23 protein-coding genes, 3 tRNA genes and 1 other RNA gene are annotated in these 26,186 nt (G+C 41.4%); 15 read left to right on the top strand and 12 right to left on the bottom strand.

Translation table 11 applies throughout. The features are described 5' to 3' along the window. Positions 1–297 precede the first annotated feature (297 nt). The 4 genes from clpP to L6494_RS01870 all read left to right on the top strand — a co-directional run bounded on the left by clpP (position 298) and on the right by L6494_RS01870 (position 4,500). Entirely contained in the window at positions 298–999 is a 702-nt protein-coding gene (gene clpP, locus L6494_RS01885; protein ID WP_237991180.1) for an ATP-dependent Clp endopeptidase proteolytic subunit ClpP, read from the top strand. A 9-nt stretch (positions 1,000–1,008) separates the two neighbouring features. Beyond that, entirely contained in the window at positions 1,009–2,349 is a 1,341-nt protein-coding gene (clpX, locus tag L6494_RS01880; protein WP_237991179.1) for an ATP-dependent protease ATP-binding subunit ClpX, read from the top strand. A 71-nt stretch (positions 2,350–2,420) separates the two neighbouring features. Then, on the top strand, positions 2,421–3,338 hold the full coding sequence (locus L6494_RS01875) for an alpha/beta fold hydrolase (protein WP_237991178.1): 918 nt from the start codon (positions 2,421–2,423) through the stop codon (positions 3,336–3,338). A 205-nt stretch (positions 3,339–3,543) separates the two neighbouring features. Further along, positions 3,544–4,500, top strand: a complete 957-nt coding sequence (locus tag L6494_RS01870) for a DUF4351 domain-containing protein (protein WP_237995752.1) — start codon at positions 3,544–3,546, stop codon at positions 4,498–4,500. 99 nt (positions 4,501–4,599) lie between these two features. Here the strand turns inward: L6494_RS01870 and L6494_RS01865 are convergent, their stop codons facing one another. After that, complete coding sequence (locus tag L6494_RS01865) at positions 4,600–5,583, bottom strand: GntR family transcriptional regulator (RefSeq protein WP_237991177.1); 984 nt, start codon at positions 5,581–5,583, stop codon at positions 4,600–4,602. Positions 5,584–5,817: 234 nt separating this feature from the next. On the opposite strand from L6494_RS01865, the gene L6494_RS01860 reads away from it, so the two are divergent. After that, positions 5,818–6,567 (top strand): dienelactone hydrolase family protein, encoded by a 750-nt coding sequence (locus tag L6494_RS01860; protein ID WP_237991176.1) that lies wholly within the window; start codon positions 5,818–5,820, stop codon positions 6,565–6,567. A 216-nt stretch (positions 6,568–6,783) separates the two neighbouring features. Then, a complete protein-coding gene (locus L6494_RS01855) occupies positions 6,784–7,686 on the top strand; it encodes a S1 RNA-binding domain-containing protein (RefSeq protein ID WP_237991175.1) in 903 nt (300 codons plus the stop codon). 82 nt (positions 7,687–7,768) lie between these two features. Here L6494_RS01855 and L6494_RS01850 read toward each other — a convergent pair whose 3' ends face one another. From L6494_RS01850 to L6494_RS01825, 6 genes are all read right to left on the bottom strand, one after another. Then, entirely contained in the window at positions 7,769–7,921 is a 153-nt protein-coding gene (locus L6494_RS01850) for a FitA-like ribbon-helix-helix domain-containing protein (protein ID WP_237991174.1), read from the bottom strand. A 214-nt stretch (positions 7,922–8,135) separates the two neighbouring features. Continuing rightward, positions 8,136–8,312, bottom strand: coding sequence for a hypothetical protein (locus tag L6494_RS01845; RefSeq protein WP_237991173.1), 177 nt, complete (start codon positions 8,310–8,312; stop codon positions 8,136–8,138). A gap of 175 nt (positions 8,313–8,487) precedes the next feature. Beyond that, a complete protein-coding gene (locus L6494_RS01840) occupies positions 8,488–9,720 on the bottom strand; it encodes an RNA-guided endonuclease InsQ/TnpB family protein (protein ID WP_237991172.1) in 1,233 nt (410 codons plus the stop codon). 474 nt (positions 9,721–10,194) lie between these two features. Then, positions 10,195–10,407, bottom strand: a complete 213-nt coding sequence (locus L6494_RS01835) for a hypothetical protein (RefSeq protein WP_237991171.1) — start codon at positions 10,405–10,407, stop codon at positions 10,195–10,197. Positions 10,408–10,496: 89 nt separating this feature from the next. Beyond that, positions 10,497–10,581, bottom strand: a tRNA-Ser gene (locus tag L6494_RS01830). 110 nt (positions 10,582–10,691) lie between these two features. Next, positions 10,692–11,642, bottom strand: a complete 951-nt coding sequence (locus L6494_RS01825) for a TIGR04168 family protein (protein ID WP_237991170.1) — start codon at positions 11,640–11,642, stop codon at positions 10,692–10,694. 118 nt (positions 11,643–11,760) lie between these two features. On the opposite strand from L6494_RS01825, the gene nadA reads away from it, so the two are divergent. After that, positions 11,761–12,735, top strand: a complete 975-nt coding sequence (gene nadA / locus L6494_RS01820; protein ID WP_237991169.1) for a quinolinate synthase NadA — start codon at positions 11,761–11,763, stop codon at positions 12,733–12,735. A gap of 462 nt (positions 12,736–13,197) precedes the next feature. On the opposite strand, the gene L6494_RS01815 is transcribed toward nadA, so the two are convergent. From L6494_RS01815 to L6494_RS01800, 4 genes are all read right to left on the bottom strand, one after another. Continuing rightward, positions 13,198–13,269 (bottom strand) — tRNA-Thr (locus L6494_RS01815). A 60-nt stretch (positions 13,270–13,329) separates the two neighbouring features. Continuing rightward, a tRNA-Tyr gene (locus L6494_RS01810) sits at positions 13,330–13,412 on the bottom strand. 134 nt (positions 13,413–13,546) lie between these two features. Further along, positions 13,547–15,367 carry an ABC transporter ATP-binding protein gene (locus L6494_RS01805; RefSeq protein WP_237991168.1) on the bottom strand — a complete coding sequence of 607 codons (1,821 nt, stop codon included), beginning with the start codon at positions 15,365–15,367 and terminating at the stop codon, positions 13,547–13,549. A gap of 151 nt (positions 15,368–15,518) precedes the next feature. Continuing rightward, the gene (locus L6494_RS01800) at positions 15,519–16,292 is read right to left on the bottom strand and encodes a DUF6816 family protein (RefSeq protein ID WP_237991167.1); all 774 of its coding nucleotides are present in this window, start codon (positions 16,290–16,292) and stop codon (positions 15,519–15,521) included. A gap of 511 nt (positions 16,293–16,803) precedes the next feature. On the opposite strand from L6494_RS01800, the gene corA reads away from it, so the two are divergent. The 5 genes from corA (at position 16,804) to L6494_RS01775 (ending at position 21,155) form a co-directional block, all read left to right on the top strand. Then, positions 16,804–17,940, top strand: a complete 1,137-nt coding sequence (gene corA / locus L6494_RS01795; RefSeq protein ID WP_237991166.1) for a magnesium/cobalt transporter CorA — start codon at positions 16,804–16,806, stop codon at positions 17,938–17,940. A 61-nt stretch (positions 17,941–18,001) separates the two neighbouring features. After that, a complete protein-coding gene (locus L6494_RS01790) occupies positions 18,002–18,703 on the top strand; it encodes a hypothetical protein (protein WP_237991165.1) in 702 nt (233 codons plus the stop codon). A gap of 47 nt (positions 18,704–18,750) precedes the next feature. Then, an RNA gene (rnpB, locus tag L6494_RS01785) (RNase P RNA component class A) lies at positions 18,751–19,192 on the top strand. Positions 19,193–19,313: 121 nt separating this feature from the next. Beyond that, positions 19,314–20,036 (top strand): ribonuclease III, encoded by a 723-nt coding sequence (rnc, locus tag L6494_RS01780; protein WP_237991164.1) that lies wholly within the window; start codon positions 19,314–19,316, stop codon positions 20,034–20,036. A gap of 78 nt (positions 20,037–20,114) precedes the next feature. Continuing rightward, positions 20,115–21,155, top strand: coding sequence for a Gfo/Idh/MocA family protein (locus L6494_RS01775; protein WP_237991163.1), 1,041 nt, complete (start codon positions 20,115–20,117; stop codon positions 21,153–21,155). Positions 21,156–21,194: 39 nt separating this feature from the next. Here L6494_RS01775 and L6494_RS01770 read toward each other — a convergent pair whose 3' ends face one another. Continuing rightward, entirely contained in the window at positions 21,195–23,162 is a 1,968-nt protein-coding gene (locus tag L6494_RS01770; protein ID WP_237991162.1) for a sensor histidine kinase, read from the bottom strand. A 514-nt stretch (positions 23,163–23,676) separates the two neighbouring features. Between L6494_RS01770 and L6494_RS01765 the strand changes: the two genes are divergently transcribed. The 3 genes from L6494_RS01765 to L6494_RS01755 all read left to right on the top strand — a co-directional run bounded on the left by L6494_RS01765 (position 23,677) and on the right by L6494_RS01755 (position 26,140). Continuing rightward, positions 23,677–24,369: a RibD family protein gene (locus L6494_RS01765; protein WP_237991161.1), complete on the top strand. Its 693-nt coding sequence runs from the start codon at positions 23,677–23,679 to the stop codon at positions 24,367–24,369. A gap of 117 nt (positions 24,370–24,486) precedes the next feature. After that, positions 24,487–25,665, top strand: coding sequence for a GNAT family N-acetyltransferase (locus L6494_RS01760; RefSeq protein ID WP_237991160.1), 1,179 nt, complete (start codon positions 24,487–24,489; stop codon positions 25,663–25,665). 91 nt (positions 25,666–25,756) lie between these two features. After that, the gene (locus L6494_RS01755; RefSeq protein WP_237991159.1) at positions 25,757–26,140 is read left to right on the top strand and encodes a DUF4346 domain-containing protein; all 384 of its coding nucleotides are present in this window, start codon (positions 25,757–25,759) and stop codon (positions 26,138–26,140) included. The last annotated feature ends 46 nt before the right edge of the window (positions 26,141–26,186 follow it).

Genomic DNA, 26,186 nt, shown 5'->3' with positions numbered 1-26,186 from the left:
TTTATCGATGAAAAACCTGTACTTGTCAGGGGTAATAACCCTTCGCACAAACCGCAAATACTGGGTTATAAATGCTAAATGAGGGATTGAGTAAATAGGCCTATTTTTCTATGCCCTATACCCCATTCCCAGTAAAGAACAAATACTTGTGATCTTACTTGCCTGATACCCTGCTACACGAGAAGAATATAGATGAGGCATAATACACATAGGTAAAATCAAAATTTACTTTATTTCCTACCTAGCAGCGATCGCTAGCACAATATCTGTAATCAACCTATCTTTAAAAGTTCTCCTATGCTTGTATCGCAGTCGGCAAACTACCCCATCAGCAGTTTAAGTCAAATCGGAGGAATTTCCTCCAATTTGCATGGCATTAGCAATATTGTGCCTATGGTCGTGGAACAATCGGGCATGGGAGAAAGGGCTTTTGACATCTACTCCCGCCTACTGCGCGAGCGAATTATATTTCTGGGAACGCCCATAGATGATGCCGTAGCTAACACGATTGTTGCCCAGTTGTTGTTCTTAGATGCTGAAGATTCAGAAAAAGACATCCAACTGTACATTAACTCTCCCGGCGGTGCTGTCTACGCAGGCATGGCAATTTATGATACAATTCAGCAGATCCGTCCCGATGTTGTTACCATATGTTTTGGATTAGCCGCAAGCATGGGGGCATTTTTGCTGACAGCAGGAACTCAGGGTAAACGTATGTCTCTACCTGATTCCCGCATCATGATTCACCAACCTCTGGGCGGCGCACAAGGTCAAGCAATTGACATAGAAATCCAAGCCAGAGAAATTCTTTATATTAAGGGTATGTTGAATCAGTTATTGGCTCAACACACTGGTCAACCCTTAGAAAGAATTGAAACAGATACTGACCGCGACTTCTTTATGTCGGCAGAAGAAGCAAAAAACTACGGTTTGATCGATCAAGTCATCTCCAGACAAAATCTTCCCACCGCAGGGGAAAATGTCACCATTGTCAAATAAGAGGCTGGTATGTCTAAGTACGACTCCCATTTAAAATGTTCGTTTTGTGGCAAGTCTCAAGAGCAGGTGCGTAAATTAATCGCAGGCCCGGGAGTCTACATCTGCGATGAATGCGTTGACTTGTGTAATGAAATTCTAGATGAAGAGTTACTAGATACTAATGGGGCGGCGGCGCAACCAGCACCAAAATCAGAACCACCTCAAAAACGTCGCACCCGTTCTTCCAGTCTCTCCTTGAGCCAAATACCCAAACCTAGAGAGATTAAAAAATACCTCGACGAACACGTCATAGGTCAAGATGAAGCCAAGAAAGTTTTATCAGTTGCCGTTTACAATCACTACAAACGGCTAGCGATATTACAAGGTAAAGGCAGTGGCAAAAATGGTGCTGATGATGCTGTAGAACTGCAAAAATCCAATATTCTCTTAATTGGCCCTACTGGTTGTGGCAAAACTCTCCTAGCCCAAAGCCTGGCCAAAATTTTGGATGTTCCCTTTGCCGTTGCTGATGCCACTACTTTGACAGAAGCCGGGTATGTAGGGGAAGATGTCGAAAATATCTTACTGCGACTACTACAAGTAGCTGATTTGGATGTAGAAGAAGCGCAGCGAGGCATTATCTACATCGACGAAATCGATAAAATTGCCCGTAAGAGTGAGAACCCCTCAATTACCCGCGACGTTTCCGGCGAAGGTGTGCAGCAAGCTTTACTCAAGATGTTGGAAGGCACAATCGCTAATGTTCCACCCCAAGGCGGACGCAAGCACCCTTATCAAGACTGTATCCAAATCGATACCAGCAACATTCTCTTTGTTTGTGGTGGAGCGTTCGTTGGCTTAGAAAAGGTGGTAGAGCAGAGAGGAGGCAAAAAGGCAATAGGCTTTGTGCAACCGGGAGAAGTGCAAACAAAAGAAAAGCGGGCGGCAGATGTACTGCGTCATCTTGAACCAGATGATTTAGTCAAATTTGGCATGATTCCCGAATTTATCGGACGCGTACCGATGGTAGCCGTGGTAGACCCCCTAGATGAAGAAGCTTTAATGGCAATTCTCACCCAACCACGCAGTGCCTTAGTCAAGCAGTACCAAAAACTGCTGAAGATGGATAACGTCCAACTAGATTTTAAACAAGATGCCTTAAGAGCGATCGCTCAAGAAGCCTATCGGCGGAAAACTGGTGCGAGAGCTTTACGCGGTATTGTAGAGGAACTCATGCTAGATGTGATGTACGAGTTACCATCCCGTAAAGATGTAACGCTCTGCACCGTCACACGAGAAATGGTTGAGAAGCGTTCCACAGCCGAACTTATCGTACACCCATCTTCACTACCCAAGCCAGAATCAGCATAATTACTAATTCGTAATTCGTAATACTCGCTTTGCTAGTATTACGAATTATTTTGACTATGGACTCTTGAAAAATGCCTTATATCAATGTTCGTGGCGTTGAGCATTATTATGAGTGGGTGAAACAGCCATCTGACAGAGCAAAGCCTGTGATGGTGTTCATTCATGGTTGGGCTGGTTCTGCTAGGTACTGGAAAAGTACGGCTAATGCTTTAGTAGACCAGTTTGATTGTCTACTCTACGATATGCGTGGGTTTGGGCGTTCTCAGGGTAAACCAACGGTTGTCGAAGTTAGTGAGTCTGTTGTTGAGTCACAGTCAAGCCAACAAAAATCTCAGGCCGTTCAAGAGTTAAGTTATGAATTAGAAGAATACGCGGAAGATTTGGCAGTTTTGTTAGATAAATTAAACCTCCAGCGTGTTTATATTAATGCTCACTCAATGGGTGCTTCTGTTGCAGCCTTGTTTTTTAACCTTTATCCCCAACGAGTCGAAAAAGCAATCTTGACCTGTAGCGGAATTTTTGAATACGACGAAAAAGCCTTTACATCCTTCCATAAATTTGGGGGCTATGTAGTTAAATTCCGTCCCAATTGGTTAGGAAAAATACCATTTGTTGACAGGATGTTTATGGCGAGGTTTTTGCATCGTCCCATCCCCAAATATGAGCGTCAGGCTTTTTTACAAGATTTTCTCGACGCTGATTATGATACGGCTTTAGGTACTATTTTTACTTCGGTAAGTAAGGCACAGGCGGAATTAATGCCCCATGAGTTTGCTAAGTTGCAAGTGCCGACGCTACTAATTGCTGGGGAGTATGACAAGATTATTCCGGCGGAAATGGGGCGACAAGCAGCAGCATTAAATGACAAGGTGGAGTTTGTCATGATTCCTAATACGGCGCATTTTCCGATGCTGGAGGACGCACCAACTTACCTGCGGCGCGTGCGGGAGTTTTTGCAAGTTCCTGTAGCGGAGTTGCAAGTGAGTTAGGTTTTAAGCTTATCTTCTCACTCTATCTATGACTTAGATTAATGCCGTAGACAAAGTTTTTGCGATCGCGGTAAACTATAGTTTTTCCAATGATTTCTTGACTTCTGTGGACATCACAGGCATTGCTCTGGCAGGCGATATCTACAACGGGCAAAGCCTACGCTTTGGTAAAATAGAATTAATTATCCTTGCCCAAGCCAAAGGAATGACCAGATTCATCCATGACCAATTCTCCAAAGACTACCTAGAAGAACTACTAAAACCATTCGGAACAGTTCAAGCACCAAGTCGAGTAGCAGCAGAAGTCAAAGAAATAGACGTATTATTCACACCAATTCCCACACAAACAGCCAACTTAAACACCTTGGGAATATTAGGCTCAATGGCAACAACCCCAGCTATATTTGAACCATTCCGCAACCCCGCATCAGTAGACGAAATTGGCGATTGTATCTCTAAATTATCAGAAGTAAAGAGCGAAATTCAACGAGAAGCAAAGCGCAATAAAATTAAAATATCAGACACAGAAATTCCCCAACTGTGGATACTCACACCCACCGCATCAGAAAATATCATATCCGGTTATGGAGGAGAGCCGAAATCAGATTGGTTCAAAGGAATATACTTTTTACCCCAACATTTCCGCACAGCCATAGTTGCAATTCATCAGTTACCGTCTATTTCCGAAACACTATGGCTGAGAATACTAGGACGTGGTAAAATACAGCAGCAAGCGATTGATGAATTAGTCACGCTCCCAACCACTCACCCATTCAAAAGAGTGACGCTAGAATTACTTTATAGTCTGCAACAAAATTTGCGAATCAATCAAAATATCGAAACAGAAGACCGGGAGTTAATGATGAGATTAGCACCATTGTATCAGGAAGACAGAGAACGGGCTAGACAAGAAGGTGTACAACAAGGCTTGCAACAAGGCTTGCAACAAGGTTTACAACAAGGTTTACAGCAAGGAGAACAACAGTTAATTATTCGCTTATTAAATCGAAGGCTGGGAAACATTGATTTATCTCTCATCGAGCAAATTCAACAATTATCTATTGAACAGTTAGAAATACTAGGGGAAGAATTATTAGATTTTGCCACAGTCGCAGATTTAGAACTCTGGTTAAACCAACAACAAGACACCACAAATCAATAAATTTAATCACAATTAAGATGAGCGATCGCCTGATAAAATCATCAACAATAATGTCAGGCGATTTCTACGACGGACAAAGCCTACGCAATCATTTCTACATCAACCCAATCCCAATTCTCGTTTGAGTAAGTTAATTGAATTTGTACCGATGTAACTGTCTACTTTAATCAGCTTGGGTGGACGAATGATATCTTCAGACGCTGCTTGGACTGCTGTCTGCACTATGCTAAAACAAGCTTGATCGCAAATAATTACCTCGGCGCGTTTGACAATGGCTTGCAATTTATAACTATCCTGTGGTTGGGTAGTCATAATTAATAAGTCATCACCTCGTAAACCGTGTAAGATTACCTCCGCTTGATGACCAATTCCAGAACTGAGACTAACTATACCTACACAGTTATCTTTAGGTAGGGTTTTCAGGAGGTTGAGTTCTTTGCTGTAGTCGTAGATATCGAGAGGAATCACCCGCACAGATTTAGGTGCTGCGATCGCTTCCACGTCGTTGATAAAATATCTACTGGTAACTACCGTAGCTGAGGTAGTTTTATCGAGTATTGCCGCTAACTCTTCTATTGCTACTAATTGTACGGGTATTTGCAAGGTGTCTTCCAATTCATAGACCATTAAATCACCAACACCCAAATCTTTAGAAGGGGCTGCAACTAATACCCGCGCACCACAACGTAAACGCCAGTCAATTTCTGCTAAAAATATCTCTCGTGCTTGATTAAGTGAACATCCTTGGCCAATTAGTTCGTCAAGGGCTTGCTGCAAAACTTTTGAGGCTTCAGGATGTTGTTGCAAAATGGGTGATTGTAGCCGACTTCCGCCTTCGTGTCCTTGGGCGCGGACGTAAATTCCTGAACCAGCCAGACTTTCTACAAAACCGTCTTCTTCTAGCTGACGGTAAACTTTACTGATGGTGTTGCGGTGTAGCCCCGTTTGCATGGCTAAAGCCCTTGTACTGGGTAACTTGTAACCTGGCGAATATTGCCGAGAGGCGATCGCAAACCGCATTTGATTAAATAGCTGGGTTGATGCGGGAATTTCACTATCTGGCTGAATACGGAATTGAATCATCACCCACACTCCTGAATACTAGTATCACGAAATCAATTACGTAAAGCCTGCGGCATAGCTGCGCTTAGAGCGTAGCGGGGCGCAACCCATTACGAATTACGAATTACGAATTACGAATTACGAATTATATTGACTCTTGGTAATTGAGATTTAATTGGCAATGGACTAAACATACTGGCATAGTTATATCAAATAATCACAAAGCTTTATCAGGTTGCATGGGTAAAAATTATTATGACTGAGCAAGCATTAGATACTAAAGTTGTGCAGATTCCGCACAATAATTTACAAATCTCTGCATACTTAGCACAACCCCAAGCACCGGGTTCTTACCCAGGAGTTGTGGTTTTACAGGAGATTTTTGGTGTAAATGAGCATATTCGGGAGGTGACAGCACGCATTGCTGAGTTAGGATATGTAGCGATCGCACCAGCACTATTTGAACGAGTTGCACCTGGTTTTGAAACAGGTTATACCCCAGCCGATATTCAAGTTGGTAGAAAATATGCTTGGGAGCAAACTACAGTATCAGAATTATTAAGCGATATTCAAGCCGCCATTGACTACCTTAAAACCTTACCCAACGTAAAGAAAGATGGCTTTGGTTGTATAGGGTTTTGTTTTGGTGGTCATGTAGCCTATCTTGCTGCTACTCTACCAGATATTACTGCGACAGCTTCCTTTTATGGTGCGGGAATACCCACTCGTACACCAGGAGGAGGCACTTCAACTATTACCCACACGTCCGAAATCAAAGGTACAATCTATACATTTTTTGGTAAAGAAGATGCTAGTATTCCCCCAGAACACATCAAGCAGATTACAGCAGAGTTAGAAAAATACAACATTTCCCATCGTGTGTTCAGCTACGATGGAGCTGACCACGGATTTTTCTGTAACCGTCGTCCTAGCTATCATCCTCAAGCAGCAGCTGATGCTTGGGAGCAAGTACAGCAACTATTTGCTAATATTTTGGCAAAATAGAAAGTGATCTACTTGCCTACACCACGGTTACAGGTTTGTAAATTCAACATTGCTGTTAATCAGAAGATGTTGGATATTTAGTCAAAATTCATAATTTGTAATTTCTAATAGTGAATTAAATATTTTCAAAAGCCTTTCTAAATTACGAATTACGAATTACGAATTACAAACTCCGTTGGTATCCAATCAAATAACAACAATTTATTGTCAATTGTCATGAATTCCGAATCGCAACTTTCTCAAAAAGCCAACTCGCCTTTTACGATGGATGACTTTGCTAAGGCGTTAGAAAAACACGACTACCAGTTTCAAAAGGGACAGGTTGTTCACGGTAAAGTTTTTCAGCTTGATCCTGATGGGGCTTATGTTGATATTGGCGGCAAATCGTCAGCTTATATTCCCCGTGATGAGGCTTCTTTGAGAAGTGTTACCGATTTATCGGAGGTATTGCCGTTACATGAAGAATTAGAATTCTTGATTATCCGCGAACAGGATGCAGAAGGTCAAGTAACTCTGTCTCGAAAACAGTTAGAAATTCAGCACATCTGGGAAAAATTGGTGCAGATGCAAGAAAATTCCCAGACAGTGCAAGTACGGGTGACAGGTGTGAATAAAGGTGGTGTCACCGTTGATTTACAATCATTGCGAGGATTTATTCCGCGATCGCACTTGGCAGAACGTGATAACTTAGAAGCACTCAAAGGTCAAACTCTCTCCGTTGGCTTTTTGGAAGTAGACCGCAATAACAAGAAATTAATTCTTTCTCAGCGTTTAGCAACCCGTTCTAGTAACTTCAACTTATTAGAAATAGGTCAGTTAGTAGAAGGTAAGGTGACAGGAATTAAACCTTTTGGTGTGTTTGTTGATGTTGAAGGTATGGGTGCTTTACTGCACATCAAGCAAGTCAGTCAAAGATTTATTGAATCCCTTGAAAAAGTCTTCCAAGTCGGTCAACAAATTAAAGCTGTAGTTATTGACTTAGATGAAGGGAAAGGTCGCATTGCTATCTCTACCAGAGTGTTAGAAAACTTCCCTGGTGAAGTGGTAGAAAATCTAGAGGAAGTTATGAACTCAGCAGAAGCACGCGCTCATCGATCTGCTAATAAATCGGCTGAATAAGTTTTGTTGAATTTATTGCGATCGCTTTTTTTATGCAAGGATGAAGAGAGCGATCGCTTTTTTATATTGATGGTAAAATTTTTTACTTATATTCTTTGATTTGTTGTGCTTTTGCCTGCAATGCGTTCTGCAAAATCTTAATTACTATAGCCTCAAGTGAGCAATTTTCAGCATTGGCTAACTCTTGCAGTTGTGCGTATAAATCATCGGGTATGTTTACGTTTACAATAGCCATTCTTGACTTCCTACAAGAATTTATTGCTCATGGTAGCACGATTGATTTTGGGGGAAGAGGTGAGGGTGTGATCGCATACAGGCGATAAAAATATCGCACTTTGATTTTCAAATAAATCAGAAAGTGCGATCACAGAGTAAATTAATTGAATCCACAAAAACTACTATGCTGTAATCGTAAATACTCAGGTTAAAAATGAAGCCACTGAGAAGTATTAGGACAGCACACCACCACCGATAACACCCCCCGCAGTCGCTTTACCAGCTATTATACCGAAGGCAGGATTTGATGTAAGTGCAGTAACTGCAACACCGACTACAACACCTACTACAATACCAGATGTAGTATGTACTGCCCAATCAGCAGCATATTCTTTCCAACTTTTTGTCATTTTTAACTCCTTGTAAACTAGCTTATCCATTCTCCTTGTAAATATTTTCGTCTGCTACAATTGTTGTTTCGTCAGCGTAATTACCGAAAATGTCTTAAAGATTTCGCTTTGTTATCAATGCTTTTTTTCAGTTATGCTCTTACCTATGTGAGTGATATCCTTGACACTCCCCAGCCTAAAGGCATGGGGATTCTACATTCACAGACTCGCCGTTAGACGACAGGCCTCGGCCAATCGCCCAAGAGGGCAAATCTCCTGTAGCGTAAGTTCCGGTATGCCCTACCGTACTGAGTCCTAGTCTCAAAATGTTGATTGCTGCGTTGATATCTCTATCTTCCACATATCCGCAATGTGGACAAACATGAGTCCTGGTAGACAGAGATTTCTGCACTTTCTCGCCACAGTTAGAGCAATTTTGACTCGTATTATAGGGAGGAACAGCAACTGTTACTTTCCCATATTTCTGACCAAAATATTCTAACCACTCTCGGAAAGTTGACCAACCAGCGTCAGATATTGATTTTGCCAGTTGCGGGTTACGTACCAACCCTTTGACATTCAAGTCTTCATAGGCCACCAAATCATTAGATTGGATGACGGAGTACGCTAATCTCTTGCAATACTCTTTTCGTTGCCTACTTACTCTTAAATGCTTACGAGCATATCTATTTCTAGCTTTGTGGTAATTGTTGGATTGCCTTGCGCGAGCTTTCTTCTTTTCTTTGCTGAACTTTTTAGACTTTTTGCGATTTGCACGGTTTAACTGTTTTTCTGATTTGCGGTAGAACTGGGGGGATGATTCTACATTGCCTTTATTGTCAGCAATGAAATACTTTAGCCCCAAGTCAATACCCACTAATTGATGTGAAGGTTGAGTTTCTATCCTGGCATCAGCGTCAATTGCAAATTGGGCGTAATAGCCATCAGCACGACGTACCAAACGGACACGCTTAATCTGCTTGATGTCGTAATAGTTAAGGTCGTAAGTCCCCTTTAACTTGAGAGTTCCGATACCTTTCTTGTCTGAGAACGTTATCGACTTACGAGTAAGAGTTAGCTTCCATCCCGTTGATTTATATTCAACTGAACGGCAGTTTTTCTTAAATTTAGGAAACCCCTTTTTACCTTTAACTTTTTTCTTGCAGTTGTCGTAAAACCGAGAAATTGCACTCCAAGAACGTTCAGCAGCAGATTGTCTAGCCATTGAGTTAAGTTCGTCAGCAAAAGGAAATTCCGCAGCTAATACAGCACAATATTTATTCAAAGCATACTTATCTACCTTTGAATCCTTGTTATCCATCCAGTAGCGCAAGCACTTATTTTGAATGAATTGGCTGGTACGAATTGCTTCGTTTATTGCCTGATATTGCTTTTCTTTACCCTTAACCTTAAACTCGTAAACAATCATGGCTTTCTCCTGGCAAGGACGCTCCGCTTAGATTGCTTTGCTACGCAAAGCTACCGCGAACGACAAAGTGGTACGACCAATTAACCACACTCTTATGCTACCACAAAAGGATAAAGCCGTCGTAGAACGACGGGGTTTTCAACCCAAATTTTCGATAAGCAACAAGAAAAAATGGCTCTTCAGTTCTTTTTACGGAGTCGAATAATAAATAAAATCTAATCATAGCCTATGTTCCTTGCTATGACTGGATTTGAATTTTTTGAGCCTTTCTATAAAACGGCTATTTTAATGCCTTACCATAAAACCAACGCAAGAGCGGAAAAATTAAGAATAATGGCTCTCCCAGAGTTGGTTTGATAAATTAACACTAAAAAACGGCCAAAACGATTGCTATAACGAGGTTGGTCTAAAATGGAATCAAAGAGTTAATAAAAATTTACTTTGTTCCTCTTGAATCCCTGGCTATGTAAGCATTTAACCTGATATCAAGTAAACTTTCACTCTGGCAGTCCCAATATTTTTCCGCACTTCTTGTACAGAAATCAGATTACCAGCCTTGCTATCAGCTAGTCCAGCTTCAACAGTTTGCCGGACATAAATTTGGTACATCAAATCATCCCATGTGGAATTTTCTGGTAATCTGTCAATTAATTTGCGGGCTTCTTGTTTGATATTGAGATTTTTCATCACTGGTTAACCAAATACTGCTTGTGCATCCATTTGGATATATTGTAGATGCAAAATATCTGTAGATTTTTACAACAACCAGAAATCAACGGAGAGGGGGAGATTCGAACTCCCGGAGGTTTTAGCCTCATCCGATTTCAAGTCGGACGCAATCGACCACTCTGCCACCTCTCCAAATAACCTGTCGAGCTACTGCTTTTCCTACATTTTTAGGTTAGCAATAAAGCTGACAGATAATACTATATCCTATCATCTACGCAGATGGTACTACTGAAGGCGAATATCTACGATAAACTACGTGAAGGCTCATAAAAAATTTCTTCTGATGCGACTTGGAAATCCTTGTCAATCCAAACTAGGGCGGCTTTGGTAACTACACCCGCCTCTAGGGACACTAGGGAAAAATTTCGTAGTTTTTCGCCGTCATGCTCTACAATCCTGGGGACACGGGCAGCATTTAAGTAAATTATCCCCTCTGGGCTTCTAAAGACTGTTTTTCGCAGTTCCTTCTTAGTGTGCCGTAAGGTATGGTGCATATGCCCAAACGTCACCAAAGAAATCTGTTTACCAGCATTGATAGTTAAAGAAACCGCCTCAGCTAAATCGGGGTCGCCAAAGTCGCCACCTACAGGATGCCAATCTTTACCACAGGGGTCTTCGGGGCGATCGCCTAATCCACTTGGCCCGTTATGACCGAGAAAAATGATTGTGTCACAAGCTGCACTCTTCGCCGTCGCCAAGATTTTCTCTGCTGATTCTTCTAAACTCGTCACACCGTAACGTTGTTTGCAGATGTCCGCAAACCTCCATTCATGACCACCCCAACTGAAGGGACGACCCCCAACGACAGTTAAATTCCACTCTGGGAAATCTAGTTTACCGTAACCGACATGAGCTACACCTAGTAAATCAAGTTGTTCCTGTACCCAGTCTTCCTTGGTGCGATCGTAAGGACATTTCTTCCGTCCCCACTCTGTCGCAGTGTACCAAGCATCATGGTTGCCCATAACTGCTGCTTTGGGAATGTCGAGGGAAGCGATCGCTCTGACTACTTCCACCGACTCGTTCCCAAAATCTCCCACAAACAACACTAAGTCAACACCCAGATGCTTGAGTGCAATGCCATCTTCTGTTTCCCACTGGTCGTGAACGTCTCCCACTACAGCAATTTTGAGAGTTGTTGATTGCGATTTTTGACTGGTCATGCCACTTTCCTTGCCGTATATCTCCAGCATAGGCAACTCAGCCAAATTTGGACACAATTTTGGGGTATTAACCCCCCAACTATTTTTGGTAAAAACTACTATAATTAATGCACAGCCAAAACTTGTAACAAAAAATTAACTCTTAACTGTGTTTACCACTGCTTTAGCTCAACGCGAACAAACTCAACCAGGTGGACTACCACTAGATTTATTTGCTGCGATTGAAGGTCTAAAAAAAGAACTCAACGCGGTGATATTGGCGCATTATTATCAAGAGCCTGATATTCAAGATATTGCAGACTTTATTGGCGATTCATTACAACTAGCTAGAGCCGCAGAAAAAACAGATGCAGAGGTGATTGTCTTTGCTGGGGTTCACTTTATGGCGGAGACAGCGAAAATCCTCAATCCTAACAAGTTGGTGCTGTTACCGGATTTAAATGCTGGTTGTTCTCTAGCTGATAGTTGTCCACCAGCAGAATTTGCTGCTTTTAAAGCCGCCCATCCTGATCATTTGGTAGTGTCTTATATTAACTGCTCTGCCGAAATTAAGGCGATGAGTGATATTATCTGCACCAGTTCCAATGCTGTGAAGATTGTGCAGCAAATCCCCCAAGAACAGCCGATTATTTTTGCCCCAGACCGGAATTTGGGACGGTATGTGATGGAACAGTCTGGGCGGGATTTGGTGTTATGGCAAGGTAGCTGTATAGTGCATGAAACCTTCTCAGAGAAGAAGATTGTCCAATTAAAGATAACTCATCCAGAAGCAGAGGCGATCGCACACCCAGAATGTGAAAGTAGCGTCTTGCGTCACGCCAGTTTTATTGGCTCTACAGCCGCTTTACTCAAATATTGTCAAACCAGCCCTAGCCAAGAATTTATCGTCGCTACAGAGCCAGGTATCATTCACCAAATGCAAAAAGTAGCTCCTCATAAGCACTTTATTCCTGCTCCCCCAATAAATAATTGTGCTTGTAATGAATGTCCATTTATGCGGTTAAATACTTTAGAAAAACTATATTGGGCGATGAAAAACCGGACTCCTGAAATCACTATGTCAGAAGATATCCGCCTCGCTGCACTGCGACCAATGCAACGGATGTTAGAGATGAGTTTTTAGTTAGTAGAGACCCGTTAGTGTAAAGAAAATGCAATTTCCCATCTCTATAGAACCAGTTTGGGATCTTTAGTCCCAAACTGGTTCTATAAATTGAGTTATCAATAGACCTCTTGCATAAATGCTGAAGCTGTCATGTTGAGCGAAGCGAAACATCTCAAAGATTATACATTTCATTCAGAATGACACATCTAATTTTCGGAATTTTGCAAGAGACTCCATGAGCTGCGCTCATAAGGAGCAATAAAAATTTATTTTCCCTACTCCCCACTCCCTATTTTCAAGGCAGGTCTAATATCCTTTTTGTCATATTCAAGGATATTTAAAAATATAATAAACATTTGATACCAAAAATTCTGATATCATATTCATGAGTAAGAATAAGCGGCTAATATTTTACATATCCAAGTGCCGAGTTAACACTAAAAGCCTTGCTTAACTTTTGATTAGCTTGTTAGTCATAAAAGCCCGTGACGAGGATTGAACTCGTGACCTCACCCTTACCAAGGGTGTGCTCTACCACTGAGCCACACGGGCGAATTTTTTGAAAATTCTAGATTTTGAATTTGCATGAAATCCAAAACCTAAAATCGAAGGTGGGCCGGGCTGGATTTGAACCAGCGTAGGCGTAAACCAACGGATTTACAGTCCGTCTCCATTAACCACTCGGACACCGACCCGTATGTCCCACGATTTACAATAATAGCAGCATATTTTGGGAATGGCAAGGGGTTTAGAAAAATTTTAGAAAGTTCGTAGTCAAGACTAAAGTCCTGAACGTCTCTTAGCACTAAAGTCTGGACTACAAACCTGTCTAATCTAGAATTTCTCCAGTTTCTTGCAAGGAGTGCAAGCGGCGATAAATACCTTGATGACGCAAGAGTTCATCATGGCTACCGACTTCTACAATCTTTCCTTGGTCTAGAACGATAATCTTGTCTGCTTCTCGTACTGTACTCAGACGGTGAGCAATAACGATTGTGGTACAAGTCCCCTGAATTGATCGCATTGCCAATTGAATGGAACGCTCAGACTCGTAATCTAGACTAGAGGTAGCTTCGTCAAAAATCAGCACATCGGGTTGTACTAGCAAGGCTCTTGCAATACCCAAACGCTGTCTTTGTCCACCAGATAACCTGACACCACGTTCCCCGACAACGGTGTAATAACCTTTGGGTAGTTGCTGGACTACTTCTTCAACTCTGGCAATTCTACAGGCTTCTTGAACTTCTTCTAAAGTAGCAGTCGGTCTACCGTAGGTGAGGTTGTCCAACACAGTCCCGTTAAACACGTCTACCTCTTGGTGAACGATCGCCAGTCTACGTCTATACTTACCTACATTCAAGGTGCGAATATCTTGACCATCAATGAGAATTTGTCCATTTTGGGGTTCAAAATAACGCAACAGTAGTTTCACCAAGGTAGACTTACCAGAACCAGAACGTCCGACCAAGGCGACTGTTTGGTATGGCTCAATCAACAAGTTGATATCTTGCAGCACTTTACGGTTAGCATCATAACCAAAACCAACGTGAGCAAATTCAACTTTACCAGTGAATTTATAGGGTGATGTGGTCTCGTTTTCCTCACCTAAAATCCCTACTGATTCATTACCAATTGGTTCTTGCAGAAATTCATGAAACCGCAACATCGAAGAATAACGCCGAGAAAAAACTTCCGCTAGGGTGCTAATTGGTTCTAATTCAGCATAAGCCATACTCGAAAGAGTTAAAGTCATGACAAAATGACCGATAGAAACTCTACCGTTGACTGTGGCTGCTAATGTTAAACCTAGGATGGTAAATACACAAAACTGAATTACGGTTTTTTGCCAACTCAGCAGCTTTATGTAACCTTTGTGGATGCGATAATCAACTACTGTTAGCTCTCTATCTAAACGTTGCCTTTGGCGTTTTAATTCCTTGGTTTCAGTAGCAAAAGCTTTGACAGTTTTGATATTCGTGATTAATTCGGAAGTTCTACTTTCCGTATCCTCCATGTATTTATCTAATTTGCTTTCATGCCAAATTATCCGTTGTAATTCCTTTAAGCTAAAGCCAAGTATAGCTACAAAAGAAATCAAATATAACAGCGCAATTCGCCATTCAATCAAGACGATAAATACAAAGATTCCTAGTAAACGAAACATTTTAGGAATTAATTGTCCGGCGATTTCTGGATATGTCCAAGTGTGGTTAGAAATCCCTCTAGCGACTCTGCCGACTATCCGTCCGGGGTTATTTTCATCATAAAATTCTAGGGGGAGAGTCAGAATTTTCTCGATGGCAATTTGGATTTTATCCCGACGGGATCTTAAAGCAATATCCCAGTGAAACCAACTAGTTAACCAAGGTTGTGTAGGTGCTTTAACTACAGTCACAAGAAAAATTATCCCTAGCAATACACCTAAAGATAGAGTTTTATTGACTGGATAATTAGTCAAGTTAGAAAAAATTGCGATCGCTTGTGTTAATGGTCGATCCAAAGGTTGACCAGACAGAACATTTAAAATCTGTCCAATTGCATAAGGGACAACCAAGTCAATAATTTCGTAAATACTAGAAGCTACAATACTGAAAACACTCAGCTTCCAGTCGGGACGAAAGTAATTGAGAATGTCTCGAAATTTAGCCATGATGCACACTGCCCAAGAGTGCGAGTGTTAGCTTGGAATTACAATATTACATATATAATACAAGTGTAGTCAATAGCTCAATTAATAAATCACCCAAATGGATGAGAAATTTAAGGGGTGTAGGGGTGTAGGGGTGTGGGGGTTGTTATTTCTAGGGATAAAATTCTAACCGATAGCGATAAAGGGCTACGGGTTGAGAAGCGGCTTGAAAATAATCTGGGTCTTGGGGTGAGAGGTAGACAGCAGTAACTTGATCTGCTTCAATTGTTGGATTCGTTGTAGAAAGTTGATGATAAGCGGTGGTAGATTCAACTGAGTTTAAATAAGGTCTAGAACCACCTTTAAATATTTGTTGAAATACTTCTGAGGTGATGAACTTTTTATCTGAGTTAGTTTCTGTGGCGCGTGCAGTCACAATCGAAATTAATTGGCGTTCTGGGCGTAAAAATGTAATCTGACGATTAGGTAAATCAGGATCAACTTTGACTGATAACACCGTTTCATCTCCTAAATAAGCCCTGGCTAAATTTAGGCTGTTAAATGCTCTATCTGCAACTACATTTTGAGAATTATTATTGATTTTAGGAAGAATTTTTAAGCCAGAGTTAGTTATTTTTGATTGAATAAACCGGACTAAAAAACTCACAGGTTTGTTGAGTTGTTGGCGATTTCCTTCAAACCCAGGTGTAACGATATCTGGTGCTAACGGTGCGGCTAAATCTACTAAGGTGCTTTTAACTTGCCAAGTTCCAGCCATCCATTCAGGGTAAACTAAATCTCCTTTTGCTGGTTGTACTGAGGTTAATTTTTCCCAGTGAGGAAAGTTAGTCAATCTTTGAGATAATTCACCTGCTATTGCATGATCATTCCATCCCAATAGACACAAAAAAATTAAGCAGATACTCAAAATTGCTTTTTTAGTCATTAGTTATTAGTTATTAGTAGGTACTAGTACAGCACGGCGTAAATAAACCTAACTTTTCACGGGATATAGAAAACCCCTTTCCAAAACAACTCTCCCCTATAACTGTAGAGACGTTATATCCCGCATTTCTCACAAACAGTAGGGGCGGGTTCACAGATATGCTCGAATCATTCACGAATATTTCGCTTAACCCGCCCCTACGGACTCTGGACTGAGGTTGCAATAATTGGTGAGAAATCCGGGGTATGCAACGTCTCTACATATTCCCCCTTCCCTAGTAGGGTTAGGAGGGGGTTAGGTTTCTCGTTAGCTTTTTCACATAACGTGAAAAGTCAGTGAAAACAAGGACTAAAGTCCTTACTACGAACTCAATGATAATAATTTTACATTGCTTAATATAGTTTGATTTATTTGATCTTATATTTTTGGTTGTTAATTTTCCCTTTGCTGTGCAGAATGAAGAGTGTTCAGAATTAGGCTAAATACTAACAGGTGACAGTGCATGGTCAGAATGCTCAAAAAACTGCGTCGCCGAGAGTCCACTAAATCCCATAGAGACGAGTTCTATCATCACCCAGGGACTGTACCAGGCACAATAATTATCGATGCAGATGCTCCACCACCGACAATTTTGTTGATTGACTACAACCAAACGGATTTTATTCGTCAACAAATAGCCACCCCGGAAGAATCTATCCCCTATCTAGATCAAGAATCCATTTCTTGGGTAGATGTCCAAGGTTTAGGTAATCAGGACATTTTAGAACGAATGGGGCGAGTGTTTGAATTATCTCCTCTGGTTTTAGAGGATGTGGTAAATGTATCTGAGCGTCCTAAAGTTGAGGATTACGATGACCAATTACTATTTATTGCACGAATGGTAGTCCCTAAAGAAAAAACCTATGGTTTTTATAGTGAACAAGTAAGTTTAATTTTAGGGAAACACTACTTGCTGACAGTCCAAGAAGAACCAGAACATGATTGCTTTGAGGGGGTGAGGGTAAGAATTGAAAAAGGGAGAGGGACTATTCGCCGCAAGGGAACTGATTACTTAGCCTATGCTTTACTAGATGCGATTATTGACGGATTTTTCCCGGTTTTGGAACGTTACGGGGAACAACTAGAAGACTTAGAGGAAGAAGTCATAGTCAAACCTACTCGCAAAACCCTACAAAAGATTTATCACTTGCGACGAGAATTACTGCAACTGCGTCGTGCTATCTGGCCGCAACGGGATGCGATCAATTCTTTAATACGCGATCGCAGTGACTTAATTAGTGAAGAAGTGCAAATTTATTTAAGAGATTGCTACGACCATGCAGTACAGGTCATGGATATGGTAGAAACTTACCGAGAGCTAGCATCTGGCTTGATGGATGTATACCTCTCGGCTGTTGGTAACAAGATGAATGAAGTTATGAAGCTGCTGACGGTAGTTTCGTCTATTTTTATTCCCCTAACTTTTATTGCGGGTATCTATGGGATGAATTTCAATACCGAAAAATCACCATATAATATGCCCGAACTGAATTGGTATTGGGGTTATCCACTTTGTCTAGCAATTATGGGATTTATCGGGTTTGGGTTACTATTTTTATTTTGGCGACGGGGTTGGCTAGAAAATTCTACAACCATTAAGCGTGATTAAATATTAGCAGTTGGCAGTAGCCACAGAGAAGAAATATTATAGGGAGTCTGGACGCTGAATTATGGCTACAAGTAGCGACCAAAATTTAGTGGTATTGACCATTTACATTATCGGTGTTGCTTACGTCTTTAATATGATGGTTGAATCCATTGACGATCGCATTAAATATGAATTTAAAAAAGGAGTTGTGGACGACCAACTCAAAGAGCAAGGTCTGGATGACAAGATAGGCATTTCCTTTAAATTCAAATCCTCAGATCCGATGGACGAACTCAAGGAACTATCAATGAGTATCGACAATAAGTCTGAGAGTCTCGCCATCTATGTAGACTGGGACAATAGTGCTTTAATCCTCAACAACAAATCATGCCGAGTCATTAGAAAATCACCAGATTTAACCCGTGACTTAGCCTTACCCCAAAGTCCCAGCTTGATTGTTCCTAAAAAGTCACTATCAGAAGCAATTACCGCCGAAGATTTATTTGGACGGGATAAAGACACTGGTATTTATGCAGTGAAAAAACCCATAGTTGATATTGGGGGGTTAAAAAAAGGTGGTCCACCGCAGAAAAAATTGTATGGCGACTTTATGAATAGGGGCAAAGAGTTAGAATTTTCCCTACAACTGGTACTACGCCTATCGGAATTACGAGCAGGTATAGCTCTCGGTTCAGAATATCCCCCCATCTGTATCATTGATTGTCCCTTCACCGTCAAAAAACTACCGTGGACTTACGCTCTCCCCTGGAATAAAAAGAAATAACCAAACCGCACAGATGATATCATCCGGGACTACACTGGAAAGAGGGAGAGAGTAGGCGTAGGTGGTTGCAGATCAGTTAACCCTGGTTTGAGGAAAGTCCGGACTCCCGAAAGACCAGACTTGCTGGATAACGTCCAGTGCGAGCGATCGTGAGGATAGTGCCACAGAAAGATACCGCCAAGACTAGGGAACAGATGAGAGGTGACAGGTGACAGTAAATTTCTGCTGTCACCTATAACCTGTAACCTGTCACCTCTCTTGGTAAGGGTGCAAAGGTGCGGTAAGAGCGCACCAGCAACGTCGAGAGGCGTTGGCTCGGTAAACCCCGGTTGGGAGCAAGGCCGTAGGAACTATGGTTGGTCTTTTACCAGTTCCGCCTGAAAAGAGCCGCTAGAGGCGTTTGGTAACAAACGTCCCAGATAGATAACCGCCATCATGTAGAGTAATCTACATAGAGAACAGAACCCGGCTTACTACCGACTCTCTCCTCTTTTAGTCCATACTCAATAGTCCATAGTCAAAAGTAACGACTATCAACTGTTGATTAATGACTAATAACTGTCAACTATCAACTGTCAACTATCAACTGTTGACTAATGACTAATAACTAATGAGCCTTGTTTATCCACGTCGTCAGCGACAGCTTGAAAGTTTGGTGAGAAAATTAGGTCTGCCAACCACTGCACCGATTAAGTGGGAATTACTAGACTTAGCTTTGACTCATCCTACGGTTTCCGATTCAGCTAATTATGAACAACTGGAGTTTGTCGGTGATGCAGTAGTGCGATTAGCGGCGGCTGTGGTGCTATGGGAAACTTATCCAGATTGCCCTGTGGGAGATTTTGCCGCCATTCGTTCAGTTTTGGTGAGCGATCGCATCCTGGCACAATTAGCGAGAGAATATGGTTTAGAGTTACACTTACTAGTCGCCGGTAGTGCCACCAGTGATAAAATTGGTCAAGAATCACGACTAGCAGATGCTTTTGAGGCAGTTTTAGGCGCGTTTTACCTCAGTACCAATAATTTAGAATTGATTCACTGTTGGTTAGACCCCCACTTTCGCCAACTGGCGGCAGAAATTCGCCTTGATCCCGCTAGGCTCAATTACAAAGCAGCTCTCCAAGAGTGGACGCAAGCCCAATACAAAGTTTTACCAGAATATCGAGTGGTGGAAGTCAATCAAGCCAACCGCACTCAAGAGCGTTTCATCGCTGAAGTCTGGTTGTATGATAAAAAACTCGGTGAAGGTAAAGGACGCTCGATCAAAGCAGCCGAACAAGCCGCCGCCAAAATAGCATTTTTAGCAGTTATTCCCAAGGACGATCCTGTATAAATTTTGAATTGCTATTCAGGGGTTGACGCTTAATAATTTACCCATGACTATTAATTAATGACTATTAACTAATAACTCATGATTAACATTGCTGTTATTGGGGTTGGGCGTTGGGGAGTGCATTTACTGCGGAATTTTTTAGCACTACCTCAAGTTAATGTTGTGGCGGTAGTAGATCCGCACTCAGAAAGATTGGCGGTAGTCAAGCAGCAATTTAACTTAGATGAAAATGTTGTATTGACGACACAGTGGCAAGATTTACAGCAATTGTCAGGGTTAACAGCAGTTGCGATCGCCACTCCTGCTACTACCCACTATACTTTAGTCAAAGATGCTCTCAACTGGGGTTGTCATGTTTTAGCAGAAAAACCCTTAACTCTAGACCCAGTAGAATGTAAGGAACTTTGTCAACTGGCAGAGCAGAAACAATTAATACTGATGGTTGACCACACTTATTTATTCCACCCAGCCGTTGAGGGCGGAAAATCTGTAGTACAAGCAGGTAAGTTAGGTGATTTGCGTTACGGCTATGCAGCGCGTACCCATTTAGGCCCTGTCCGCCAAGATGTCGATGCACTCTGGGATTTAGCCATTCATGATATTGCCATCTTCAACAACTGGTTAGGTCAAGTACCCACCAGCGTACAGGCTACGGGTAAGGTGTGGCTACAAGCTGAAGAAAGTAAGCAAACTAACACCTCACCATCAGGTTTAGCAGATTTAGTTTGGGTAACACTCACCTACCCAGATGGGTTTCAAGCCTTTATTCATCTGTGCTGGTTAAATCCTGATAAACAGCGTCGGTTAGCCGTAGTAGGTAGCCTCGGTACTTTGGTCTTTGATGAAATGTCACCATCATCACCCTTAACTCTATTACATGGTGAATTTGAACAGCAGGGAAATCTCTTTTTACCAGTGAATCAAAGTCAAGAAGTGCTGGAATTACAAAAAGGAGAACCTTTACAAAGAGTTTGCAGCACCTTTGTTACTTCTATCCTCCAGAACACCACCCCAAAAGTTTCATCAGGTTGGGTAGGTACAGAGTTAGTCAAAATCCTCTCTGCACTAACAACCTCCCTCAATCACAGTGGTCAATCAATTTCCCTGAACAACTCCTAACAAACTCCCCGCGTACCTCCGCGTCCTCTGCGTTTAATTTTATTTCTGGACTGGTTGGGGAGCTAATTGAGATTGATTAGACTTATAAACTCCGTTACCGTTGAGAGGAGTCTGTTCTAGCTGCGTAGCAAAAGAATCTTCTGAACTTTCTGCTACTGGGGTAAGTTTTGATATCTCAATTACAGGTAAAGTAATTTTTACAGACGTTCCCATATTTAGACCAGCACTTTCTAACGTGATAGTACCGCCCATAAGTTCAATTAAGTTACGGGAAATTGCCAGACCCAAGCCTGTACCTTCACGTGTGTTGTTACCATCCACCATCACAAAAGGACGAAATAGTTTGTGTTGTTGAGTGGGTTCAATTCCTAAACCTGTATCTGTGATAGTGACAGTGACTTGAGATTTGCCCCCACTATTATGTAAAAATGTCGAAATTGTAATACCACCTTCATCGGTGAATTTCGTAGCGTTGCCAATAATATTGATTAATACTTGTTTAAGTTTGGCTGCATCTGCCTTGACAGGAATTTTTTCAGTACCCAAATTAGTTTTTAGCTGCAAACCTTTGCGTTGAACATTCACTGATTGCAAATTGATCACTTCCAGCAGTATTTGTCTAAAATCAAGCGGTTCTGTAACTACAGATAGTTTACCTGCTTCAATTTTGGAAATATCTAGTAAATCGTTAATAATTCCTAGCAAGTGGATAGCTGTTTCATCAGCACGTTCGAGAAATTCGATTTCTTCTTCCCGACTATCACACATATCATCTTTAACAAAGCGGATAGAGTTGATAATGATATTAAGTGGATTGCGTAATTCGTGGGAAGTTGTCGCTAAAAATTGACTTTTAATTTGGTTGGCAGTTTTTGCTTCTTTCCAAGCAATTTCTATTTCTTCTGACCAAGCTTTGAGCCTATCAACCATTTGGTCTAGTGCTTGTGCTAGCTGATTAAACTCTCGAATTTTGAAGTTGTGGGGTATGGGATTGGCGACGTGGTGGCTGTGAATATTTAACGCGTAGTCTCGTAATGCTTCTACAGGGCTGGCTAAGTAAGGAGCTAAATAAAAAGATGCCAATAAGCTAGCACCAATCAAACCCACTGTTAATACAATCAGAATGAGTTTGATTTCTTCTAAGCCTAATAGGGCATTATCTACACTTGTGACAGCCAGCACTACCCATTTTTGTCGTTTTTGGATGGTGATGGGGTCATTAATGGCTGTATAACCGACAACTAATTCTCTTCCATCTCGAAAATATAAATTTATTGACTCTCTTTTACCTGCGATCGCATTTTTGAGAATACTTTTGAGTTGAGCTGCATCTGGGTGTTCTCTGATATTACTTCCCACCAACTCTGCTAATGGGTGTGCTAATATCGTCCCGTCTTCAGCAATGACTAGGGTTGAACCAGTCAACGACCCAGGTTTATTTTTAGTTTGTTCATATAAGGCTGATTGTAAACTCAAAGCATACCGCAATTGCCCAGAACGATTGTAAACAGGTGCTAAGATAACTAATCCTAGTTGTTTTTGTGGCCTTTTTTGACCAGTCGTTCCTGACTGTGGCGGTGGGATGCTTTTGATATCTACCCCGTTACTGGGGAAAGGTAGATTAATTGGCGTAATGGCTTCATTACCGCAGCTACTGGCAACGATTTTATCACTTTGCAAATTAGTTAATTGCAAGCACTCAACGTAGCTGGGCAATTCTTGTGTTAACTGGGTGAAAAATTCTTGAATTTCCGTTGGTGATCCCGACTGAACAACTGTCGTGCGACTGGCAAGTGATAAATTAATTTTGAGATTAGCGATCGCATTTAAAATTTTCTCCCCTTTGATTACAGCACTGTCCGTCAGATTTTGACGCGCGGTTCTCAATAAACTAGAACGTGCCTTATTCAAAGCCGCTATTTGCCCAAGAATTAACACAGGGACAAACAGCAACAAAATTCTTGTTACTAAAATACGTCTAAAGGATGATTGACGGGGATTAGCCATCGAGTGTCTCACTTCACAACTGCAAAACCACAACAGTCTAGATATGCAACTAAACCAGCTAAAGGAGACATTTTATAAATTTATCCATACTTGATAATCAGCCCCCAAAGGTATCAAAGATTTAATCAACAAAAAGCAATGTGCTATACCAAAAATTGTAGTCGGTAGATGTGAGATGGACTTGTGCTGCATATTGATCAACTATCGCGGGGAAGAATTTCAAATTAAAAATTTTCCACACTAACAGTAATTTATCCCTGGATGTCTTGTCCCTCACCCTAAAGGTGGAATGCGTTGGTGGTGGGTCTAAATTCCCAACCATACGCATGATAACAGCTTAACTGATAGCTGATAACAGCTTAACTGATTTCAGAGCCATCTTGATAAACGGAGGCAGAAGGTTTATGAGTTTTTACATGATTTTTTAGCTGCCTAAGAATATCAAATACGCTATAATCCTATTCCTTAGAGCCTCCTGCCTTCAGTCACACAAGCAGACTAGCAACCCAACCGAATGGTGCAACATCGTCCACATACGACAGTAGTTTTAGCCATGAGTGCAGATGGCAAAATAGCAGATTTTAAGCGATCGCCTGCTCGATTTGGCTCAGATGTAGATATAACACACTTACAACAGCAAATTGCTACCGCCGATGCCGTGTTATTGGGTGCAAGCACTCTGCGCGCCTACGGTACAACACTGACAATATCACAACCGATGCTTTTACAGCATCGACAACAAGAAGGTAAAACTAACCAGCCGATTCATATAGTTACTACACAGTCTGGCAACCTCAATCCGGAAATTAAATTTTTTCAGCAAGCAATTACACGCTGGTTACTCACAACTACGGTAGGCGCACAATCTTGGCAAGGAAGATCAGAATTTGATCAAATTTTAGTTTTTGAAACACCAACCGGAAAAATTGACCTGATCGCTGCTTTAAAATACTTGGATTCTCTACATATAACACGCTTGGCTGTTTTAGGAGGGGGAACATTGGTAGCTTCTATGCTGGAGTCAGATTTAATAGATGAACTATGGCTGACTGTTTGCCCTTTAATTTTAGGTGGTGTGACCGCACCCACCCCCGTAGATGGTCAAGGATTTATGTCACATTTAGCTCCTCGGTTGCAACTTTTAGAAGTTAAAACAATAAACCAAGAAGTTTTTCTCCATTATCGTCTGCAACGACCAATAGATTAGATTACGCTATTGATTGAAAAGTAGAAAAGTGAAAGGGTAAAGGGTAAGGATTATGCTTTCCCCAATCCCCAATCTTCAATCCCCAGTCCCCAATCCCCAATCCCCAATCCCCTAACAATGGTAGAACAACTCAAGCCGCGTTATTCTAGCGTTTGGATCAATACAGTTGCCGAAGTACCCCAAGATGCCTGGGATGCTTTAGCTTTACCCCTCAAAACTCCTTTTTTAGAGTGGGATTGGTTGCATAATCTGGAAATTTCCCAGAGTGCTACAGCTAAAACTGGCTGGCTACCAAATCACTTGACATTGTGGCGCGACAAAACACTGATAGCTGTTGCTGTTTTATATCTCAAAGGTCATAGTTATGGCGAATTTGTCTTTGATCACCAGTGGGCAGAGTTAGCGGAACGCATCGGTGTACAATATTACCCGAAACTTTTGGGTATGACCCCATTTACCCCAGCTGAAGGCTATCGGTTTTTAATTGCTCCTGGGGAAGATGAGCATGAAATTACAGCGATGATGGTACATGAAATTGATGCTTTTTGTCTCAAAAATCGCATTTCCGGCTGTCATTTTCTCTATGTTGACCCTGATTGGCGACAAATTTTGGCACAGACAGGCTTTACCCCTTGGTTACACCATAGTTATATTTGGGAAAATTCAGGATTTCAAAGTTTTGATGATTACTTGTTAGGTTTTAATGCTAACCAGCGTCGTAATATTAAGCGAGAACGCAAAGCCGTAAAAAAAGTAGGGTTAAAACTACAACCCCTAACTGGGGATGATATTCCTAAATCTTTGTTTCCGTTGATGTACCAGTTTTATGCTGATACTTGTGATAAGTTTGGCTGGTGGGGTAGCAAATATCTAACCAAACAGTTTTTTGAGCAGTTACACACTAATTATCGTCATCGAGTGGTATTTTTTGCAGCTTATAGCGAACAAGATGAACGTCAACCTGTAGGGATGTCTTTTTGTTTGTTTAAAGACGATAGATTATATGGTCGCTATTGGGGAAGTTTTCAAGAAATTGATTGCTTACATTTTGATGCTTGTTATTATGCACCGATTGAGTGGGCGATCGCTAACGGCATCCAATCATTTGATCCCGGTGCTGGTGGACGACATAAAAAACGTCGCGGGTTTCCGGCTGCGCCTAATTACAGTCTGCATCGCTTCTATAACAGCCGTCTATCACAAATATTACTTCCCTACATTAAGGAAGTAAATCAACTCGAACAACAGGAAATTGAGGCGATTAATGCAGAGTTACCTTTTAGTAAACAAGAGTAATTGATAATTGGTAAATGATGGCTGAGAAAGATTTACACTTGATATGGAGTGTAAAAACCCGGAATAAATAAATTTAATTTTGAGACTGATTATGGATTTGATACTGGAAAATTTGGCAGCAATTGATGATAGACTTTCTCAGCGTCATATTGAGCTTGATCCTTATGGATATTTTATTATCTACTTGGATCGAGCAGAGGGTTTAATTTATGCCAAACATTTTACAAATGTCATTGATGACCGTGGTTTAGCTGTAGATCCGGAAACAGGAAAAGTTATTCCTGCCAAGGGTAAAGTCGAACGCACCCACACAACAGTGTTTAGCGGTAGAACAGCTAAAGAATTATGCGTCAGGATTTTTGAAGAAACTCAGCCCTGTCCAGTAGGTCAGCTAGACCACGCAGCTTATTTGGGGCGTGAATTTGTCCGCGCTGAAGTAGCTTTAGTTGCAGGGCAAGAGTATATCCAAGATTAAGAATATGGGTATTGGGCATCAACAGTGAACAGTTATCAAGTGACTG

This window comes from Nostoc sp. UHCC 0870 (assembly GCF_022063185.1).
Taxonomy (GTDB): domain Bacteria; phylum Cyanobacteriota; class Cyanobacteriia; order Cyanobacteriales; family Nostocaceae; genus Trichormus.
Note: the sequence above shows the minus strand (reverse complement) of the source record. Positions and strands in the feature narration are given on the sequence as shown.